Source organism: Actinophytocola glycyrrhizae, from assembly GCF_042653545.1.
Taxonomy (GTDB): Bacteria; Actinomycetota; Actinomycetes; order Mycobacteriales; family Pseudonocardiaceae; genus Actinophytocola; species Actinophytocola glycyrrhizae.
This window is the reverse complement of sequence record NZ_JBHSIS010000003.1, coordinates 218,475-238,922: the sequence shown is the minus strand read 5'-3', so window position 1 is coordinate 238,922 and position 20,448 is coordinate 218,475. Positions and strand designations below refer to the sequence as shown.

16 protein-coding genes are annotated in these 20,448 nt (G+C 70.7%); 3 read left to right on the top strand and 13 right to left on the bottom strand.

The features are described 5' to 3' along the window. Positions 1-17: 17 nt before the first annotated feature. The 8 genes from ACFPCV_RS07240 to rplM form a co-directional block, all read right to left on the bottom strand. Positions 18-2,534, bottom strand: coding sequence for a hypothetical protein (locus ACFPCV_RS07240; protein ID WP_378055263.1), 2,517 nt, complete (start codon positions 2,532-2,534; stop codon positions 18-20). Between the two features lie 2 nt (positions 2,535-2,536). Continuing rightward, positions 2,537-2,890, bottom strand: a complete 354-nt coding sequence (locus ACFPCV_RS07235) for a hypothetical protein (protein ID WP_378055262.1) — start codon at positions 2,888-2,890, stop codon at positions 2,537-2,539. Between the two features lie 140 nt (positions 2,891-3,030). Beyond that, positions 3,031-3,516, bottom strand: a complete 486-nt coding sequence (locus ACFPCV_RS07230; protein ID WP_378055261.1) for a hypothetical protein — start codon at positions 3,514-3,516, stop codon at positions 3,031-3,033. Next, positions 3,513-5,855 (bottom strand): hypothetical protein, encoded by a 2,343-nt coding sequence (locus tag ACFPCV_RS07225; RefSeq protein ID WP_378055260.1) that lies wholly within the window; start codon positions 5,853-5,855, stop codon positions 3,513-3,515. Before ACFPCV_RS07225 ends, ACFPCV_RS07230 begins: the two co-directional genes overlap by 4 nt. Next, complete coding sequence (locus ACFPCV_RS07220) at positions 5,852-6,178, bottom strand: hypothetical protein (protein WP_378055259.1); 327 nt, start codon at positions 6,176-6,178, stop codon at positions 5,852-5,854. Before ACFPCV_RS07220 ends, ACFPCV_RS07225 begins: the two co-directional genes overlap by 4 nt. A gap of 141 nt (positions 6,179-6,319) precedes the next feature. Next, positions 6,320-7,654: a phosphoglucosamine mutase gene (glmM, locus tag ACFPCV_RS07215; RefSeq protein WP_378055258.1), complete on the bottom strand. Its 1,335-nt coding sequence runs from the start codon at positions 7,652-7,654 to the stop codon at positions 6,320-6,322. Positions 7,655-7,753: 99 nt separating this feature from the next. Then, positions 7,754-8,218 carry a 30S ribosomal protein S9 gene (gene rpsI / locus ACFPCV_RS07210; RefSeq protein WP_378055257.1) on the bottom strand — a complete coding sequence of 155 codons (465 nt, stop codon included), beginning with the start codon at positions 8,216-8,218 and terminating at the stop codon, positions 7,754-7,756. A gap of 40 nt (positions 8,219-8,258) precedes the next feature. Then, a complete protein-coding gene (rplM, locus tag ACFPCV_RS07205; RefSeq protein ID WP_378055256.1) occupies positions 8,259-8,702 on the bottom strand; it encodes a 50S ribosomal protein L13 in 444 nt (147 codons plus the stop codon). A 194-nt stretch (positions 8,703-8,896) separates the two neighbouring features. On the opposite strand from rplM, the gene ACFPCV_RS07200 reads away from it, so the two are divergent. Beyond that, on the top strand, positions 8,897-9,793 hold the full coding sequence (locus ACFPCV_RS07200) for a hypothetical protein (RefSeq protein ID WP_378055255.1): 897 nt from the start codon (positions 8,897-8,899) through the stop codon (positions 9,791-9,793). A gap of 114 nt (positions 9,794-9,907) precedes the next feature. Here the strand turns inward: ACFPCV_RS07200 and ACFPCV_RS07195 are convergent, their stop codons facing one another. From ACFPCV_RS07195 to eccCa, 5 genes are all read right to left on the bottom strand, one after another. Then, entirely contained in the window at positions 9,908-10,198 is a 291-nt protein-coding gene (locus ACFPCV_RS07195; protein ID WP_378055254.1) for a WXG100 family type VII secretion target, read from the bottom strand. A 54-nt stretch (positions 10,199-10,252) separates the two neighbouring features. Continuing rightward, positions 10,253-10,567 (bottom strand): WXG100 family type VII secretion target, encoded by a 315-nt coding sequence (locus ACFPCV_RS07190; RefSeq protein WP_378055253.1) that lies wholly within the window; start codon positions 10,565-10,567, stop codon positions 10,253-10,255. A gap of 199 nt (positions 10,568-10,766) precedes the next feature. Beyond that, positions 10,767-11,402 (bottom strand): hypothetical protein, encoded by a 636-nt coding sequence (locus ACFPCV_RS07185; RefSeq protein WP_378055252.1) that lies wholly within the window; start codon positions 11,400-11,402, stop codon positions 10,767-10,769. Between the two features lie 19 nt (positions 11,403-11,421). Next, complete coding sequence (locus ACFPCV_RS07180) at positions 11,422-13,218, bottom strand: type VII secretion-associated protein (protein ID WP_378055251.1); 1,797 nt, start codon at positions 13,216-13,218, stop codon at positions 11,422-11,424. Positions 13,219-13,427: 209 nt separating this feature from the next. Further along, a complete protein-coding gene (gene eccCa / locus ACFPCV_RS07175) occupies positions 13,428-17,429 on the bottom strand; it encodes a type VII secretion protein EccCa (RefSeq protein ID WP_378055250.1) in 4,002 nt (1,333 codons plus the stop codon). A gap of 175 nt (positions 17,430-17,604) precedes the next feature. Between eccCa and eccD the strand changes: the two genes are divergently transcribed. Together eccD and mycP are read left to right on the top strand one after the other, a co-directional pair. Continuing rightward, positions 17,605-18,978 (top strand): type VII secretion integral membrane protein EccD, encoded by a 1,374-nt coding sequence (gene eccD, locus ACFPCV_RS07170; RefSeq protein WP_378055249.1) that lies wholly within the window; start codon positions 17,605-17,607, stop codon positions 18,976-18,978. A 14-nt stretch (positions 18,979-18,992) separates the two neighbouring features. Beyond that, positions 18,993-20,444 carry a type VII secretion-associated serine protease mycosin gene (gene mycP, locus ACFPCV_RS07165; RefSeq protein ID WP_378055248.1) on the top strand — a complete coding sequence of 484 codons (1,452 nt, stop codon included), beginning with the start codon at positions 18,993-18,995 and terminating at the stop codon, positions 20,442-20,444. Positions 20,445-20,448: the final 4 nt, after the last annotated feature.

The following is a 20,448-nucleotide window of genomic DNA, read 5'->3' as shown; positions in this document are numbered from 1 at the left end:
AGATTCCCCTCTTGCCTCTAGCGGTCCTGGCCGCCGAACGCGTTGCGCAACTGCTGCGGGTCCGCCGGCTCGTCGAACAGGTCGCCGGTGGTACGCCACTGGCTGCCCGAGCGCTCGGCGTCACCGCCGCCACCACCACCGGGCGCCCCGCCCATCATCGGCATGCCACCGCCGGCCATTCCAGCATGCGCCTGGTCGGGCCCCGACGGCGAGCCGGGACCGCTGTCCACGGCGCTGTCCGGCGCGGTCGGCAGCCCGGCCTCGCCGCTCGACCCCTGCATGTAGGGCGATGGTGTCTGGTCCGGCGCACCGAACGAACCCGCCTCGCCTGCAGGCGAGTGCGCGCCGCCACCGTTGAACCCGGACATGGTCGGGTCGTTGGCGGCCGACGCCGTCGTGGCGAACGCGGGCTGCTCGGACCGCAGCGACTGCGGCATCTCGCCGTAGGCCGGTTGCGTGCTGACCTGCTCACCCCGCGGCATCTCACCGAACGCGGGCTGCGTGCTGATCTGCTCGCCCCGCACCGGGTCCGGCATCTCGCCGAACGCGGGCCGGGCGCTGAACTCGGCCTCCGGCGTCCGCGCGGGCCCGGCCGGGGTGAACTCGGCCCGGTCGACCTGCCGGTTGGCGTCCAGCAGTTCCTGCGGCAGCGCACCAGGCACCGGCCGCCCGGTGACGGTGTCCGGCTGGGTGTTCGCCTCGGAGTAGTCCAGGTTGTAGGTCGTCGGCTCGCCGGAGCCGTCGTCGACGGTCACGACCACCGTGTCGGGCTGCCCCTCCGGCCGCTGGGCGGTGATGGTCAGGTCCCCGTCGGTGATCGTGGCCGTGCCGTCCGGTCCCGGCTCGATCGGCATGTCCGGTGCGGGCACGGTCGGCGGGCGGCCGTTCGGGCCGTACTCGCCCTGCGGCCCGCCACCGGTCTGCCCTGGCGTGCCCGGCTGGCCGGGGACGGCGGCGTCGGGACCGCCGAAGTCGAGTGTGTACGTCTTCGGCTGCCCGCTGCCGTCGTCGACCGTCACCTTGACCATGCCCTGGCCGTCCGGGCTGGTGACCGAGATCTCCCGGTCCCCGTCCTGGATGGTGACCGTCTCCTCCTGGTCCTCCGTCGGCGTGGTGGGCACGTCCGGGTTCGGGTCGTCCGGGTCCGGGGTGAACAGGTCGTTCGGGTCGGCGGGGTCGTTCGGGTTGCCCGGGCCGTTCGGGTCCGTGTTCGACGGCGGTGTCGGCACGTCGGGCATCGACGGGGTCGATGGGGTGGACGGCGTCGAAGGGGTCGAAGGTGTGGACGGCGTCGAGGGCGTCGAGGGCGTGGACGGGTTGTCCGTCGTCGGCTGGTTCGGCGGCGGCTGGTTCGGGTTCTCGGTGCCCGGTCCGGTGGCGGGGGCGAACTTGTTCTCGTACTCCTTGAGGTACAGGTTCAACGCCTCGTAGTGCGAGTTCACCGCCTCCAGAGCATCGGTGCACGCCTGGTCGAAACTGACCCACAACGTCTCGTGGAGATCCTCGTTGAACGACTCCCGGATCCACTTCTTGCACTCACGGATCACATAGTCCTTGTTCTCGTCGTTCAACCCGCAGTCATCCGACCGGATCGTCGATTCGAGGTTGGAGCCGGTGACCGAGTCCACCCAGGCCGCCACCTCAAGCACCTGATCCTGCGAGTCGAAGTCACCGTTCGCGAGCGTGACCACTTTGTCCGCGACGTCCGGCGTCGCACTGCCCAACGTCCCACCGAAACTCTGGTACAGCGAGATGACGTCGTTCGCCTTGTCCTTGCACGCCGCGAAGATGTTCGTCACCGCCGTGTCGATCATGCCCGGCGCCGTCTGCAGGTAGTCGAGCAGATCGGTGACGTTCGGCGTGATCTTCTCGGAGTAGTGCTGGTAGGAGGCGTTCGCGGCGGGCCCGGTCCACTCCCGGTAGAGATTGTTCAGCTCTGTCTCGGTCGTGGTGTTCAGCTCGCTCAGCGTGCCGTGGGCCGCGCGAAGGCGGCTGGCGTCGTCGAGGAAGTTCTTGAACGAGATCCCGAGCTGTTCCTCGTACCGCTTCACGATGTCCGTCTCGAACTGCAGCTTCCCCTGCCTGCCAAGCGAATCCGACGGCACCTTGTCATTCACCGGCAGGAAGTCCTGGAAGATCCGCAACGCGTCACGAGCCGCCTCGAAGATCTCGTCCGAGGTCTGGACCCCCAGGCTCGACCCCTCCTCGGGAAGCCGCATGTCCTCGATGTCGGTGCGGCCCTCTTCGACGGCCTCGTCGTTCAGTCCGACGCTGTACCCGGACTCGTCCGACTCGTCCTGCGCGGTTTCGTACAGGTCGTCCGTGCTCTGGTACTGGGCGTTGAACGCGTCGCCGCCGTCGATGTCGTAGTGGGCCTTGGTGCCGTCGACGTAGTCGTTGACCTCGTCCGGCAGGTCGTTCCCGAACGGCCCGGAGTTCTCCCTGGCGTACGCCGCGAGCAGCGCCTCCTTGGTGTCCGCGGAGACGTACGGGTCGTCGAGGACGCCCTTGACCTCTTCCCAGGACCTGGCCACGGTCAGACCTGAACCGAGTTGACGTTGGTCTGGGCGCTGCTCTCGGAGTCGCTGTAGGTGGCACCCGCGGCGTCGAGCTGGCCCGCGAACGCGACGAGGTTGTCGCACATGGCGCCTGCCCCCGTCCCGAGCTGGACGACAGCGGCGGCGTAGTCGGCGTGCCAGGCCTGGTGCTCCTCGTGCTGACCGAACTCGGCGGGCTGCACCTTGGCGGGCTGGACCTCCGCGATCTCACCCTTCGCGTCCTCGGCCTTGGTGGCGATGGTCCGGCCGACACCCGACATCTGCTCGGTGCTGGTCTGGTACCCGTCCGGGGCCTGTACCCCCGACTGCTGGCTGGACGGCGGCGTGTTCACGTTCGGAGTCCCCCTCCTGCTGTCCCTGACGCGGTTTGCCCTGGTTCGACGCGCGCCGACGCCGACCGGTGCCGTCGCATCTGCACAGAATGTACCCAGCCACAGGTCGCGGCGAGCGCGGCAAGGCGAATTTGCTTCCGCTACCGAAGCCAGGTCCGCCCGGACAGGTCGTCGTCCCCCGCCGGCCGCTGCGGCCGCGGCCTGCGCACGGGCCGCGGCTCCGGCGACGGCTCGTCGGCCTCGTCCCTGGCGCCGAGCTTGAGCGTCTTGCCGGGCCGCGCGGGCTCGTCCTTCTTCTCCGGTTCGGGTGCGGGCGGTGGTGGCGCGGCGGGTGTCGGCGCCTCGGCCTGCCTGCCCTCCCGGTGGAACTCCTCACCGCCGAGGGCGAGCGTGCGCTTGGGCTTGGGCTTGTCCGCCTTCTCCTCTGGCTTCTCACCCTGGGCAGCGGCCTGTCTGACCTGCTCGTCCAGCTCCTGGCGGGCACGTTCCCGGCGCTCGAACATCTCGTCGGTGGCCTTGTCGACGTCCTCGGAGCGCTGCCGCACCTCACCGAGCGCACGCAACCCGGCGGCCGTGATCCCCTCGACGCGCCGAGGGGCGTCGGGATCGACCTCCAGCAGGCTCACCGCGCCTCCCGCGACTCGAGATCGTCGTCACCCAGCACGCCGTGCATGCTGTAGACGGGCTCACCGGACTCGAACAGGTCGCCGTGGACGCTCCAGCCGGACCCGGCCCGGCCGGGCTCACCACCACCCGCGCCGCCGACACCACCCGGCATCGGCAGGCCCGCACCCGCCACGCCCATGGCCTCGGACTCCGGCTCGGACTCCGGCTCGGACTCCGGCTCGGACTCCGGCTCGGACTCCGGCGCCGGATCGTCCGGCACGGCCGCGAGCCCGGCCTCCTCACCGTCCTGGCCGGACTCCAGCACACCGGACAGCGAACCGCCCTGGTCGTCGATCCACGACTGGGCATGGGTCGCCTGCCCGGCCACGACCGGCTGGCCCGCCGACTCCTTACCCGACTGGGCCTGCTCCTGCTGCGCGACCGGCCCCGCTTCCTGCTGGACCGCCGTTCCCTGCGCGACCGAGGCCGCGGGCTGCGCCGCAGCCGGCTCAGGCACCGGCCCCTGCGCATCCGAAACCGCGGACCGGGCCGCCTCCTGCCCCTGCGCTGCCGAAGCAGCGGACTGCGCCGCATCCTGCCGAACCGCCGGGCCTTCCGCTGCCGCGGGCTGGGCCGCTTCCTCGTGAGCCGCCGGGCCCTGCGCCGTCGAAACCGCCGACCGGGCCGCCTCCGGCTGAGCCGCTGGCACGGCGGGCCGGGCCACTTCCTGCTGACCGGCCGGTTCCCGCGCGGTCGCGGGCTGGGCAGCCTGTTCCTGCTGAGCAGCCGGTCCCGATGTCGCCGGGAGCTGGGTAGCCGGTTCCTTCCTGCCCGGCTCGGTGGCCGCCGCGGGCTGGTCGGGCTGCGTGCCCGGCGCCGGGGTGCCGGGTTCCTCCGGGAAGTCGAGCGCGTAGGACTTCGGTGCACCGGTGCCGTCGTCCACGGTGATCGAGATCGAGTCCGGTGCGAACAGGGGCCGCTCGGCGGTGATCGTCACGGCGCCGTCCTGGATGACGCACTTGCCGTCCGTGCGGGCGGGCACCTGCTCCACGCCCTCTTCCCGCGCGGCACCCTGCCCTTCGGTACCCGGCTGTGGCCCGAGCCCGCTGGCCGCGTCGAAATCGAGCGCGTACGACTTGGTGGTGCCGCTCCCGTCGTCGACGGTCAGCTTCACCTGGCCCTGGCCGTCGGGACTGCTGACCGAGATCGTCCGGTCGCCGTCCTTGATCGAGACGGTCGCGGGATCGGCGGCCTGCGCGGTGTCCGGCTCGGCGGCGGCGGGTTCGGCGGGGGGCTCGACCGGGGCAGGCTCGGGTTCCGGCATCGGCTGTGGCTCCGGGGCGGGGCCTGGCGAGGGCATCGCGACCTCGCCACCGCCGGGCCCCGGGTGACCTGCGCCGGGTCCTGGCGAGCCACCGCCCGGCCCTGGGCCCGGATCGCCGCTCGGTGCTGTCGCCGGGGCGGTCGCGCCCGGCACCGCGAAGGCGGAGAAGACCTTGACCTCGGCGATGATCCGCAGGTTCTCCAGAGCCGCGTCGAACGCCTCCCGGACCCTGGCCTTCAGCTCGTCCGTTGCGACGTACCAGCCGTGGATCTTGTCGCGGATGGCCGTCCGCTCGTCGTACGCGGACGTGACGACGTAGTTGTACTGGCTGACCACCACTTCGCCGTTGTTGGTGCAGTCCCACTTCTCGAGCTGGTCGAACAGGCGCTTGTTGACGAGCTTCCGGTCGATGATCCCCCGCCACGGATCGTCGTCGTAGACGCAGTTGAGGGGGTCGGCGACGTAGTTGTCGTGGGAGACGCACCGATCGGCGAGGAACGAGGCGTCATCGTGGCCCATCCGCCACCAGTCGCCCGGCGGGGAGAACCGGTCGAACACCAGGTGCTTCTCGAGGGTGTCGTCGCGGTAGGTGGTGTACAGCGCCCGGCTGCCGTCGGTGGCCGCCCTGATGCCCGCGGCGGTGGTCTCGACGGCCGCCGCGTAGTCGTTGAGGGTCGTCTCGACCTTCTCGATCTGCGTGCGGAACGCGTCGAACGACTCGCCCTTCCACTCGTGGGCGATGGTGTCCTTGCCGCTCTTGATGACCGCGGCGACGTTGCGCACGGCGGCGACGAGACCGTTGAGCCGCGCGACGTCCTTGTCGATCTTCCCCCAGCGCACCGTGCAGACCTCGGCCCGCTTGGCGCCGGGCGACGGGTCGAGCTCCAGGTCGAGCTTCTCGTCGTAGGCGGGCACGCGCTCGTCGACGAGCTCGGTCAACGGGTCACCGACGAGCTCCCAGGAGTCGCCGTCCTCCCCGGCCGCCGCGACCGCGTTGTTCATCGCGGCGACCGCGTTCGGCAGCTCGAACCTCATTCGCCACCCCGGGTGTCGATCTGCACGGCCTCGACGTTCCGCAGCCCGGTCGTGTCGGCCTGGACGGTCAGGTCCGCGCCCTGCGCGATCTGGCCGCCGACCTCGGCGAGATGCGTGGACAGCTTCCCCAGGTCCGCCGCGATCGCCGCCATGTACGTGTCGAAGTTCGTCCCCTGCTCGTCCAGGGCCCGGCCGAAGTCGCCCGCCTTGGCGGTGGTCTGGCCGACCGTGGCCTGCACCTCCGCCATCTGGGCACTGGCCTGGTTGAAGACCTCCGCGAACGCGCGCATCGCTTCGGGGTTGTACTCGAAGCCATCAGACATGTGCCGTGACCCCCTCCTGGTCAACGAACCCCCGAGTGTGCGCAGGCACGGATCGTACGCCTGCGCACACCGCTGGCAACATACCGATCCGGTGTCCCGGTCCGGGGTGGAATGGGGGATTTGTGACAGAAAAAGCGCTGGTCAGACGGCTGCGCTGACGACGCCGACCAGACGTTGGGCCGCTGCCTGGGCCACCTCGTGGGAAGGGGCCTCGACCATGACGCGGACGAGTTGCTCGGTGCCGGACGGGCGGAGCAGGACGCGGCCGGTCTCACCGAGCTCGGCTTCCACCTCGGCCACCGCGTCGCTGACCGTCGCGGAACTGGTCACCGCGGTCTTGTCGGTGACCTTCACGTTCACCAGCACCTGCGGGAGGCGGGTCATGACACCGGCGAGCTCGGCCAGGGAGCGGCCGGTCCCGGCGAGGCGGGCCATCAGGCGCAGCGCGGTCAGCAGGCCGTCGCCGGTGGTGGCGTGTGCCGGGAGGACCACGTGGCCGGACTGTTCGCCACCAAGCGAGAAGTTGTGCGCGCGCAGTTCCTCCAGCACGTAGCGGTCGCCGACCGCGGTGGTGCGCAGGTGGACGCCGTGCTCACGCATCGCCAGGTGCAGGCCGAGGTTGCTCATGACCGTCGCCACCAGGGTGTTCTCGGCGAGTTCTCCGGACTCCTTCATGGCAACCGCCAGCACCGCCATGATCTGGTCGCCGTCCACCATGTTGCCCGCCGCGTCGATCGCCAGGCAGCGGTCCGCGTCGCCGTCGTGGGCGATGCCCAGGTCGGCGTTCTCGGCGAGCACCGATTCGCGCAGGGCGTCCAGGTGGGTGGAACCGCAGTCGGCGTTGATGTTCTCGCCGTCGGGCAACGCGTGGATGGCGATCACCTCGGCACCGGCCTCGCGGTAGGCCCTCGGTGCCGCCGCCCACGCCGCGCCGTTCGCGCAGTCGACCACGACTCGCAGGCCGTCGAGGCGGTTCGGGACCGCCTTCAGCAGGTGTTCGAGGTAGCGCTCGAGCGCGTCGGCGACGTCGTACACGCGGCCGACGCCCGCACCGGTGGGGCGCGGGAAGTCGGCGCCCATGTGGGTCTCGATCTCGTTCTCGATGGCGTCGGGCAGTTTGTGCCCGCCCGCGGCGAACAACTTGATGCCGTTGTCCGGCATCGGGTTGTGCGACGCGGAGATCATCACCCCGAAGTCGGCGCCCAGGTCGCCGACGAGGTGCGCGACCGCAGGGGTCGGCAGCACGCCCAGCTGCATGACGTCGGCCCCCGCGGCGGTGAGGCCCGCCGACACCGCGGCCTGCAGCATCTCACCGCTGGCCCTCGGGTCCCGGCCGACGACCGCGACCGGGCGGTGGGAGCTGTCCCGCTCCGCCAGCACCCGCGCCGCGGCCGCGGCGACGGAAAGGGCGAGCTCAGGGGTCAGATCGGAGTTCGCCAACCCGCGAACACCGTCGGTACCGAACAGCCGAGCCATCGTTGGCGATTCCTCCAGGTGAGGTCCGGAAAACAGCGAACGCCGCGTCCGGAGCATCGCAGATGCCGGACGCGGCGTTCCACTACAAGCTGACGAACGTCAGCGCTTGCTGTACTGGGGCGCCTTGCGGGCCTTCTTGAGGCCGTACTTCTTGCGCTCCTTGACCCTCGGGTCACGGGTGAGGAAGCCGGCCTTCTTCAGCGCCGGGCGGTCCTCGGAGTCCAGCTCGATGAGCGCACGCGCGATCGCGAGGCGCAGCGCACCGGCCTGACCGGTGGTGCCGCCGCCCCGCAGGTTCGCGCGGACGTCGAACGCCTCGGGCTTCTCCAGGATGACCAGGGGCTCACGGATGAGCTGCTGGTGCACCTTGTTCGGGAAGTAGTCCTCGAGCGACTTGCCGTTCAGGGTGAACTTGCCGGTGCCCGGGGTGAGCCGCACGCGGACGACGGCTTCTTTGCGGCGGCCGACGGTCTGGGCGGTCTCGCCGCTCACACGCACGGGAGTCGGTTCCGGCGCCTCCTCCACGGGGGCGACGGTCTCCTCGGGGGTCTCAGGGGTGCTCAATGATCCTCGCTTTGTCCGACTTGATGGCTAGCAAGTCCATTCACCTGCTGACCTTGGCGATCTCGAACGGCTTCGGCTGCTGCGCGGTGTGCGGGTGGTCCGGGCCTGCGTAGACCTTCAGCTTCTTGCCCTGGGCACGGCCGAGCTTGTTCTTCGGCAGCATGCCCTTGACGACCTTCTCGAGCAGCCGCTCCGGCCGGTTGTCCAGCAGCTCGCCGAACGACTGCTTGCGCAGACCGCCCGGGTAGCCGCTGTGCCGGTACGCGAAGGCCTGGTCACGCTTGTTACCCGTCAACACGACCTTGTCCGCGTTCACGATGATGACGAAGTCACCCGTGTCCACGTGCGGTGCGAAGGTGGGCTTGTGCTTGCCCCGGAGCAGAGTGGCGACATTCGAGGCGAGCCGGCCGAGGACCACGTCCTCCGCGTCGATGACATGCCAGGTGCGGGCCACCTCGCCTGGCTTCGGGCTGTACGTGCGCACGGATCTACCTCGTCGTCATTTGCGTCAGGGTGCATGTGCGCTACATACGGGCATGAGCCCGCGACGCGCAACAACACAGGAAGATACCCGCCGTCCCGACGGAGGGTCAAAGCGGCCCCCACCCGGCACCGGGTACCGCGCACTATCGTGCACGTCGACGGCGTGTTCCTGCTGTTCTGCGAGGGGTGTGCGAGATGAGGGTCACCAGGGTCACCCGTCGGCTGGTGTACGCGCTCGTCGGCGTCGCACTGACCGTTGGCTGCGCCCAGCCGACGACGGGCAGGCCGGTCGCGGACCGCGAGACCGCCGCGAAGGCCACGGCGGACGCGGTGCGCCGCGGCATCGACGCCTTCCAGGACCACTTCACGAACTTCGGCGACGAGCACGCCAGGGTCTACAACTACCTCAACTTCGGCGACACGAAGATCACCACCGAACACGAGTCGTTCAAGGTCGGCGATCCGCCCGCGATCGTGACCAAGCGGCGCTACTCCGCGGACGGCGACTGGTCGGAGACGTTCACGCCCCCGGGGTCACCGGTGGACTACATCAAGCTCGACGAGGACCACCGGTTCCTCGCGCCGACGCCGTACGTCTCGGTGCCGTCGCTGTACGCGAACGGGTTCCAGACGTGCATCCTGCTGACCGCGTGGGCGGCGTGCAATGTGGACACCTCCATCGGGCAGACGGCACTGGACGCGCCGGAGGAGCAGCCGAGCGAGGCACGGGCGACCGAGGACGGTTTCGAGGTGACGACCGGGGCGCTGCTCGGTGTGATGCTCGACGAGGGCATCGTGTCGGTCCCCGAGGAGCAGCGCGGGGACCTGACCGAGCCGATGCTGAACACGGTCGTGCCGGTGACGATCCGGCTCGACGACGCGATGGAGTTCACCGGCTTCGAGGTCCGTGGCGCGGTCACCGGCGGCGACGCGCCGAAGCTGGAGATCCAGCTCGAGTACGAGGTGCTCGGCGAGGCGGAGGAGTCGGACCTCCCCGACGTGCCGGACGAGGCCGAGATCACCGCGATCACCGACAAGGCGGCGCTGGAGCAGTTCTGGGAGAAGTTCAACGACCGCACCCCGGAGAAGTGACCACCTCCGACAGTGCGGAGTGGACAACGGCCCATGACCGGCTCATGACAGCGAGTGGGGCCCGGGATCGCTCCCGGGCCCCACTCGCGGTGTTCTGTTGACCAACGCCGACTGTCAGGCGTCCCAGCGCTTGGTGTTGCGGTCCTCAGCGTCGCGGTAGCCGTCGGTGGACTGGACGACCGCCATCTCGATCTTCGCGAGCACCTGGCGAAGGTGGTCGGCGGAGGTGAACCACTGCTGCTTGGTGGCCTGGAAGCCGGCGCTCGCGCCACCTTCCCAGAGCTGCTCCAGGCTGGAGATCTGGGACTGCAGGTCGTTGAGGTTGCCTTCGATGGCCCCGACCTGGGTGCGGATGTCGCCGGCCAGCTGCTCCAGCGAGCCGAATGTGACCTTGATGTCGCCCATTTCTAACTCTTTCTCCTAAGTGGCAAAGACGAGGGATGAACCTGGTGGCCGTACTCAGCCGTCGGACAGCGTGGCGGCGATCGCCGAGACGTCGGCGGCGGCCGTGTCTTCCTGCGCCTGGTAGTCGCGGGCCGAACCGGCGACCTGCTCCGCGATGTTGAACAGCGCGGTGTTCAGGTTGTTGAAGTCCGTCGAGTACTGCGTCATCAGGTTGGTGAACGCCTGAGCGGCGGCACCGGACCAGGCCCCCTGCACCGAGTCGACGGCCTGGGCGAGCTTGCGGCCGTTGTCCTGCAGCAGCTCGTTGGTCGCGATCATCTGGTCCGACGCGGTGAGAAGTTCCGGTGTCCCAGTCTTGAAGTCACCCATTAGAAAGAACCCCCTTCAGTGGGTCTGTATCAGTCGTACAAAGCTCTGTGGTTCGTACGCTTCCTGCGACGTAGACCCTGCCATGTCTGGTTCCACGTTGTCGTCATCTGGTCGGAGGTCGTTGCGAGCGTGAACGCGCATCGCGATCGCACTGGGAAATTCGCGGTGCCGGCCATCACGGGGACCGGGCGGCGCGGGGTCAGGCGCCGGTGTCGGGCCCGCGCTCGGCAGACCGCTCTGACCTGGCTGTTTCCGGCTCGACAGGGTCGAAGACGGCGCCGAGCATGCCCTCGGGGCGATAGGATTCGACGGTCGCGTCGAGGAGGATTCGCTGTTGCGAAAAGTCCTCGTCGTCATCGCTCGTCTCGGACGGCTCGGCGTCGGATGGATCGATTGCGCCCGTTTTCCCGCTCTCGGCGGTCTCCTCGGCCATGTCGGCGTTTTCGGCGGCGCCGGGACCGTCGACATCGAACAGGACCCGGTGCTGGGAGAAGTCCTCCTGCTCCCGGACCGCCGCCGGATCCGGAGCCTGCGCGGGCAGGCGGGCGATCAGCGCGTCGGCGCCGGGCAGTTCCGCCACGGGCAAACCGTTGGCAGTGCGGAACTCGACGGCCGCCGCGCGGGCCTGTTCCGCCGTCGCCGTCACCTCACCGCGGCGAAGCCCGCGCAGTTTTCCCGTCTTCGCCTGCGCGCCGAGCTCCTCGGTGCTGCGCCGGAACTCCTCCGAGGTGGCTCTCGCCTCGCGAGCGGCCCGCCGTGCCCTGGTCAACGCGGAGTCGACCTCCGCGACGAAACGCCGCGCGGCATGGGAAAAACCGCCGTCCTGCCCGGTCATGCGGGCCAGCGTACCCAGGTCACCCGGCGATGGTCACCGTCTCGACGATCGTCTCGCACGCGGCGGCGACGGCCGCCGCCCTGCTGCGCGCGTTCGACTGCTGGCAGCCGACGCTGACCTGGGTGCTGCCCTCGAACAGCACGTACCAGTCGACCGTGGCGTCCTTGTTCGGCAGCGCCTGCCGGTAGTGGATCACGTCCCGGCCCGCGAACGACGCGTCCGCGTCGAAGTCGGAGAACGCCGCGCCCGCGGCCTGGAAGTCACCACGCAGCTTGTCCACCGCGCGGGACCGGTCCTCGGTGCTGTCGAACGACAGCCGGATCTGCTCGACGAACACCACGTCGTCGCCGTTCCTGGCCTCGGTCGGCTTGACCTCGGTGCGCAGCTTGGCCGGGTCGCCACCGGTCTGCACCCAGCCCTCCGGCAGTGCGAACTGGTACTCGTACTGGGCGATCAGCCTGCTCGGCGGCGCGGACGTGGTCTCGGGGACCGCCCGCGGACTGCGTTCCGTGCTGTCGCCGAGCAGGACCACCAGCAGGCTCGTGACGGCGGCGACGAGCACCGCGCCACCGCCGACCGCGAGCAGCTGCCTGCGCCGTGAGCTGGGCGGGGCGGGCGGCGGGGGCAGCACGGCGCGGGGCCGAGGCGGGGCCGCGCCCCTGCCGTGCGGCGGCGAGCCGGGCCGTTGTGCCTGCTGCGCGGTCCTGCGGACCGGCACCAGCACCGCGCCCGCGCCGGGGGTGTCCTGGGTGGCGGTGGGCGCGACCGCGAGCAGCGCCCCCCGCGCCACCACGGTCTCCGGCTGGTCGAGGGTCGTCGGCACGACCCCGCACCGCTGGTGCACCAGCCGCGACACCAGGGGGATCCGGCTCGACCCGCCGACCAGGAAGACGCCGGCCAGGTCCGTCGGCGCGAGACCGGCCTCGGCGATGGTGGCCGCGGTCAGCCGGGCCGCGCGGTCCACCGGGGTCGTGATCAGCCGCTCCAGGTCCGCCCTGGTGACGTGCACGTCGGGGAACGGCGGCGGCATCGGCACGTCGGTGTAGGTGTGCCGGGAGAGCGTCTCCTTCGCCCCCCGCACGTCCTGGTGGATCACGCGCCTGCGTCTCCGGTCGGCCAGCTCACGGCCCTCGACGAGGGTGCGCCAGCCGTCGTGGTCGGTGGCGGCGACGACCGAGCCGATGTGGTCGAGCAGCAGCTGGTCGATGTCGGCGCCGCCGAACGTGTGGTCGCCCCTGGTCGCCAGCACCTCGTGCGCGGGGTGGCCGCCGCGGACCACGCTGACGTCGACGGTGCCGCCACCGACGTCCAGCACCGCGAGCGCGGCACCGGAGGGGCCCGCGGCCGGGAACCGCGCCGCGTGGAACACCGCGGCCGCGACCGGCTCCGGCACGAGCACGATCCGGTCGGCGAGGCCGTTGCCCGCCTGGCGCAGCACCCTGGTGCGGATCCCGCCCCAGTCCGCGGGGTGGGTGAGCACGAGCTGGTCGACCGTGTCACCGCCGCCGACGCGGCGGGCCTCGTCGACCGCGCGGCGCAGCACCGCGCGGATCACGTCGCGCACCGCCACCACACTCGCGCCGAGCAGCAGCTCGGTCTCGTCGATGCGGCGCTTCGGGTGCGGCTCGTAGCGCGACGGGTCGATCGCGGCCTGGCGGTCGGCCTCCTGCCCGACGAACACCCCGCCGTCGGCGGCCGCGTACACGGCCGAGGACATCAGCGGCAGCCCGTCGACCGTGACGACCTGCGGTTCGCGGCCATCGACCGCGACCGCGACACACGTGCTCGACGTGCCGAAGTCGACCGCTACCCGCATGCACGCCCCTGATCGTCACCATCCGCCCAGGGGGATGGTAGTGCGGCGCGGGCGCGGCCGACGTCCTAGTGTCCCGCGGATCTTTGTGCGAGGTCTTGGCCTGATCAGCGGTTACCTCAGGGGAACGTGGCGGCACTGGGCCACCGACCGCGTGCGGTCCGCAGGTCTCGCTGGGTCTGGACCAACACTTTGAATTCCGGGGAGGCGGACTAGTTGTCGGGCTGGATCCAGGCGACCTGGATGAGCTGCTGGCCGGTCTTGCGGCTGACCATCGTGCCCCGGCCCGGCGGCTGGGCCGACGGGCGGACGTTGCCGATCAGGGGGCCCTCGCCCCGGTCGCCGCTGCCCTGCAGACCGGGGGCCGCGATCTCCTTTAGCTTGCCGAGCACCGGGTCGTACATCGCACGCGACGCGCCACCGGTGCGGCGGGCGGCGACGATGTGCAGGCCGACGTCCTTGGCCTGCGGGATGAACTCGGCGAGCGGCTGGAGCGGGTTGTTGTTCTGCGGGCACACCAGGTCGTAGTCGTCGACGATGACGAACAGCTCCGGCCCCTTCCACCAGGAACGGGTCTTCAGCTGCTCCTGCGTGACGTCCGGGCCGGGAAGGCGCTTCTGCAGCGACTTCCTGACCTCGGAGATGATGCCGGTGAGCTGGTTGGACGACACGGCGTACGCCAGCAGGTGCTTGGTCTCGATGAACCCGAGCATCGTGCGCCGGTAGTCGATGAGCACGACGACCGCTTCCTTGGGCGTGTACCGCTCGGTGATGCCGCGCACGATCGTGCGCATCAGGTTCGTCTTGCCGGACTCGCCGTCCATCAGCGCGTAGAAGTGCGGGTCCGCGTCGAAGTCCAGGTACACCGGCGCGAGCTCGTCCTCGTTGACACCGATCGGGAGGAGCCTGGTGTCGCGGTGCTTGTCCTGCGCCAGCAGCTCCTCGTACGGCATCTGGTCGGGCAGCAGCCGCACCTGCGGCGCGCGCCTGCCGCGCCACCCGGCGTTGATCTTCGCGATGGCGTCCTGGACACCGCCCGCGACGTCGTCGGCGTTGCTCGACCCGTCGATGCGCGGCAGGCCGACGAGGAAGTGCAGCTTGTCGCGGGACAGACCACGGCCCGGCCTGCCCTCCGGCACGTTGACGGCGACACGCCGGTCCACCTCGGACTCGCTCGCGTCACCGAGGCGCAGCTCGAACCGGGTGCCGAGGAGGTCCTTCATCGCGGGCCGGATCTCCGCCCAGCGGTTGGCGGTGACGATCACGTGCACGCCGTAGGACAGACCCTGCGCCGCGATGTTCAGCACCTGCGACTCGATGGCCTCGAACTCCTGCCGGAAGTTCAGCCAGCCGTCGACGACGAGGAACACGTCACCCCACGGGTCCTCCCGCAGCTCGCCCCTGCGCTTGCGGTTGCGGAAGTCGGTCATGGAGTCGATCTGGTTGTCCCGGAACAGGTGCTCGCGCATGGACACCAGGCCCGCGACCTCGGCGACCATGCGGCGCACCTTGTCCGGGTCGAGACGGCCGGCGACACCACCGACGTGCGGCAGCCCCGTCAGCGTGCCGAGCGTGCCACCACCGAGGTCGACGCAGTAGAACTGCGCCTCCTCCGCCGTGTGCGTGAGCGCCATCGACATGACGAGCGTGCGGATCAGCATCGACTTGCCCGACTGCGGACCACCGGCGATGGCCGCGTGGCCCGCCGCGCCGGAGAAGTCGGCCCACAGCAGGTCGCGGCGCTGCTCGAACGGCTTGTCGATCAGGCCGAGCGGCGGCTGGAGCCTGCCGTTGCCGAAGAACCCGGCCGGTGAAAGGCCGCGGTCCTCGGTCGGCTGCAGCGGCGGCAGCAGCGTGTCGAGCGAGTTGGGGGTCTCCAGCGGCGGCAGCCACACCTCGTGCGCGGGCGGGCCCTGGCCCTGCAGCCGGGACACGACGACGTCGAGCTCGCTCGGCTCCGTCGGCTGGTTCTGCTCCGGCTTCGGGGCCTCCTGGACCTGCTCGACCGGCCGCTCCGGCTCCTTCGGGATCTCGATGTAGTCCGGCACGAACAGCTTCGCGCGCCGGTCACCGGAGACGACCGCGGCCGGGCCGACGGTCTGGATGCCTGCCGGGCGGTACGGCCCGGACACGTAGGAGGCCTTGAACCGCACCATCGTCGACGTGTCGAACTTCAGGTAGCCCGAACCCGGGATCGACGGCAGCTCGAACGCGTCCGGCACCCCGATCGCCGCACGGGACTCCGCCGCGGAGAACGTCTTCAGACCGATCCGGTACGACAGGTGCGAGTCAAGACCACGCAGCTTGCCCTCCTCCAGGCGTTGCGAGGCGAGCAGCATGTGCATCTGGAGCGAGCGGCCGAGCCGGCCGATGGCGACGAACAGGTCGATGAAGTCGGGCTTGGCGCTCAACAGCTCGGAGAACTCGTCGACCACGATGAACAGCGCGGGCAGCGGGTCGAGGTCGGCGCCGTTCTCGCGGGCCTTCTCGTACTCCCACACGTTCTTGAAGTTGCCGCCGTTCTTCAGCGCCTCCTGCCGCCGGTTCATCTCCCCGGCGAGCGCGTCCTTCATGCGGTCGACCAGGGTCAGCTGGTCCTGCAGGTTGGTGATGGTCGCCGCGACGTGCGGCGCCGAGTCGAGCCCGAGGAACGTCGCGCCACCCTTGAAGTCGACGAGGACGAAGTTGAGCGTCGTCGACGAGTGGGTGGCGAGCATGCCGAGCACGAGCGTCCGCAGGAACTCCGACTTGCCGGAACCGGTCGCGCCGATGCACAGGCCGTGCGGGCCCATGCCCTCCATCGCCGCTTCCTTGATGTCCAGCTCGACGGGCTGGCCGAACTCGCCGACGCCGAACGGCACGCGGTAGCGGTCGCGGACCGGGCGGGGCCGCCACGCCTGCTGCACGTCGAAGGTCATCGGGTCGCCGGGGATGCCGAGCAGCTCCAGCAGGGTCGGGTTGGACAGCAACGGCTCCTCGCCGCCGTCGTCGGCCGCGGCCGCGCCGAGCCGGTAGGGCGACAGCTTGCGGGCCAGCGCCTCCGCCTCCGCCACCGACATCGTGTCCGGGCTCGCGAACCACTCGACACCGCTCGCGGAGCGGGCGCCGAGCCGGTCCTCCTCGACCACCAGCCGCAGGCCGCGGCGGGCGGTGAGGTTGCCGAGGCTCTCGGACAGGTCCATCAGCGTGACGCCGACCAGGCCCTCCTCGAGGATGATCTGCTCCTCGCGGGTCACCTCGCCGTCGTCGATGACGATCACGATCTGCGGCTGGTCGGGCTGCGGCGGCGCGTTGCGGGTGAACCGCTGCCGGTCGCGCAGTTCCTCGTCCAGCCAGTCCTCCACCTGGGCCAGCGAGCCGGCCATCATCCGCATCTGGCCGATGCCGTCGACCATCGAGGGGTGCTGGGTGTGGGGCAGCCACTTCGCCCACTCCCACTCGGCCTTGGTCCGGCCACCGGTCACGACCGCGATCAGCACGTCGTCCGGGGTGTGGAAGGTCACGAGCTGCGCGATCAGCGCGCGGGCCAGGCCGCGGGTCAGCTCCTTGTCACCCGAGAGGCCCACGGCCGCGAAGCCGCGGATCGCGATCTGGATCGGCAGCTCGGGAACGATCGAGTGCGCGCGCACGAACCGGCGCAGCGCCAGCGTGGCGATCGGTTCCAGCTCGTCGACCGGACCGGTCTGCGGCGGCACGAGCCGGGTCGCGAGCCGCTGGGAGCCGCGGCCGGCGCGCAGGTGGCAGAAGTCGGGGTCGGACTGGCGGCGCTCCCACATGCGGCGGCTGGTGGCCATCGACCACAGCGCCTGCGGATCGGGGTGCACCCACTCGAGCGCGGCGCGCTGGTCGAGCGAGGCCTCACGGGCCCGGTCCCGCATCTGGCCGAGGTACCGCAGGTAGTCCTTGCGGTCCTCGTTCATCTCGGCCTTCTTCGGGCCGCCGCCGCGCCCCTGGCCCATCATCCCGACCATCGAGAACATCATCATCATCGGGAACAGCAGGGTCACCGGGTTGCGGCCGATGGCGCCGCCCGCGGTGAACATCAGGGCCATCATGCCCAGCATCGCGACGACCATCACGACGGGCATCAGCTTCATCAGGATGTTGCCCGGGATGACGCGGGGCACCTCGGGCGGCGGTTCGAGGTGGACCTCGCCGCCGGGCTGCCGCGGCGCGGCGAGCCGAGGTGAACGCTTGAACTGAAGCGTGCTCACCGGTAACCCCTCATCCTGTTCAATCCCCAACTTGACCGAACCCACGCACGAGCCGTGAGCGGCAAGGCCATACTAGGGGCCGCCACCGACAGCAATGGGTGGTTATGGGCAAGACCTGAACGTTCCAGGGTGAGGGGGCCGCGGGGTGGCTACCGGTACGACAGTGTTCAGCCGGGTGACGGTGGTTGCGCCGAGAACACGCATCGACGTCGCGCTCCCGGCGGGTGTCGCCGTCGCGGACCTCCTGCCGATGCTGCTCGAGATGGCCAAGGAGGGCACCCCCGACGGCGGCGCGCGGCACGGCGGCTGGTGCCTGGCGAAACTGGGTGACGCCCCGCTGGACCCGAGCCGCACGCTCGCGTCCCTCGGGGTGGTCGACGGTGAGCTGCTGCAGCTGCGCAAGCGTGCCGAGAACCCGCCGCCGCCCCTGTACGACGACGTGGTGGACGCGATCGCCGAGTCCTCGCCGGACAGCTACCGGCCGTGGACCAAGCAGACCGCGAACCGCATCGGCTACATCGCGGGCGCGCTGGCGCTGATCGCCGCCGCCGTCACGGTGCTGATGACGGGCCCGCTGTTCGGCGGTTCGCACGTCGGTGCCGCGATCGCGGCCGGGGCCGCCGCGATCGTGTGCGTCGCGCTCGGCGCCGTGATCGCCCGCGGCTACCAGGCGGAGACCGCCGGGGTGCTGATCGCCGCCGCAGGCGGGCTGCCCATGGCGTTCGTCGCCGGCCTCTACATCGTGCCGGGCGCGACCGGGCGGGCCAGCCTGCTGCTCGCGTGCGCGCTGGTGCTGATCGTGTCGTCGGCGTCGATCATGCTGATCGGTGCCGGGGTCACCACGTTCGTCGCGGCGGGCTCCGCCGGGCTGATCGGCGTGCTCGCGTTCGCCATCGGCACCCTGATCGCGCACCCGGCGCCGGGTATCGCGGCCGGTACCGCGGCCGTGTCGCTCGCCGCGCTGTCCATGCTGCCGAGGATCACGATCCAGCTGGCGAGGCTGCCGCTGCCGAACGTGCCGGGCAGCGCGGAGGACCTCAAGGAGGACTCGGGCTTCCCCGACTACCGGTCGATCGAGCGCCGCGCCGGTCTCGCGCACGAGTACATGACCGGCATGATCATCGGTCTCGGCTCGGCGTCGGCGATCGCGGCGATCATCACGGCGAGCAAGGCCGACGTGTGGTCCGTCGCACTGGCCATCGCCGCCACGCTCGTGCTGCTGCTGCGGGCCCGCACCTACGCCAACGGCAGCCAGGCCATCGCGCTGCTCGCCACCGGCATGCTGTCCACGGCCGGGATCATGGTCGGCTGGCTGATCGGCGCGGACACGTTCGACCGGATGCTGTGGGTGTTCGGCAGCCTCGTGCTGATCGCGGCGGCGTCGCTGGTGCTCGGGGTGATCTTCCCCGAGCAGCGGTTCTCACCGCCGCTGCGCAGGACCGTGGAGATCATCGAGGCCATCTGCATCGCGGTCCTGCTGCCCCTCGCGCTCGCCGTGATGAACCTGTACGGCACGCTGCGGCACGCGAACATCCTGCCCGCCAACTAGGGGGACCGCCCGTCATGGCCGTAACCCGGACCACTCGGGTCCTGTCCGTGCTCGCCGCCACCACGCTGGCGTTCGTACCCGCCGCCGGGCCCGCGGCGGTCGCGCAGCCCGCGGGCCCGTCGCAGCCGTCGAGCCCGACGGCGTCGGCGGCCCAGGGCATGGCGACCCCGCCGCCGCTCCCGCCGGACTTCCCGACCCCGGTCGACGACGGTGAGCCGGACCGGGCGTACACACCGAAGACGCAATGCGTCCAGTCGCGGGGGTCGACGGCGCCGCTCCAGCACAAGCCGTGGGGCCAGGACCTGCTGCGGTTCGAGGACCTCGGCGACTTCGCCACCGGCAAGGGCCAGAAGGTGGCCGTGATCGACACCGGTGTGACGCCGCACGACTACTTCCAGAACCGGCTCGAAGGCGGCGGCGACTACGTCATCAGGTCCGAGAACGGGCTCAAGGACTGCGACGGGCACGGCACCGAGGTGGCGGGCATCATCGCGGCGGACCCGCGGGACGAGACGATCGGGTTCCGCGGCATCGCGCCGGAGGCCGGGATCGTCAGCATCCGCCAGTCCAGCGCGAACTACGAGTTCAAGGACCCCGCCACGAACACGAGCGTGTCGGCCGGCAACCTCGGCACGCTCGCGAAGGCCATCGTGCGCGCGGCGAACACTCCGGGCGTCACCGTGATCAACATGTCGGTGGACTCCTGCCGGCCTGCCTCGTTCGGCCCGATCGCGGAGCCGGAGCGGCAGGTGCAGGCCGCGCTGCGGTACGCGGTGGAGGAACGCAACGTCGTGCCGGTCGCGTCGGCCGGCAACCTGCCGGAGGGCGACTGCAAGGAGCAGAACAGCCCCGACCCGAAGAACCCGACGTGGCTCGTGATCCCGCCGTGGTTCTCCGAGTACGTGCTGTCGGTCGCGGCGATGACCGAGGACGGCAGCGTCGCCGAGTTCTCGATCACCGGCCCATGGGTGAGCGTCGCGGCGCCCGGCACCGACATCATCTCGCTGGACCCCGCCAACACGAGCGGACTCGCGAACCAGACGGTCGACGACAAGGGCAACGCGCAGCCGATCCAGGGCACGTCGTTCGCGGCGCCGTACGTGGCCGGGCTGGCCGCGCTGGTGCGGCAGCGGTTCCCCGAGCTGGACGCGCGGCAGGTGATGGAGCGGATCAAGGTGACCGCGTCGCACCCCGCCGCCGCAGGCGGCCGCGACAACCTCGTCGGCTACGGCATGATCAACCCGATGGCGGCGCTGACCGCGTTCATCCCGGCCGAGGAGAACATCCCGCCGGACAAGCCGGTCGACGTCCCGTTCGAGATGCCGCCGCCGTACGAGCGCGACTGGACCCCGATGCAGGTCGCGATGATCGGCTCCGGCGGCGGCGTCGGCCTGCTGCTGCTGACACTGTTCGTCGTCCGCACAACCCGCCGCAACCGCAAAGAAACCCCCCACCACAGAACCTGACCCC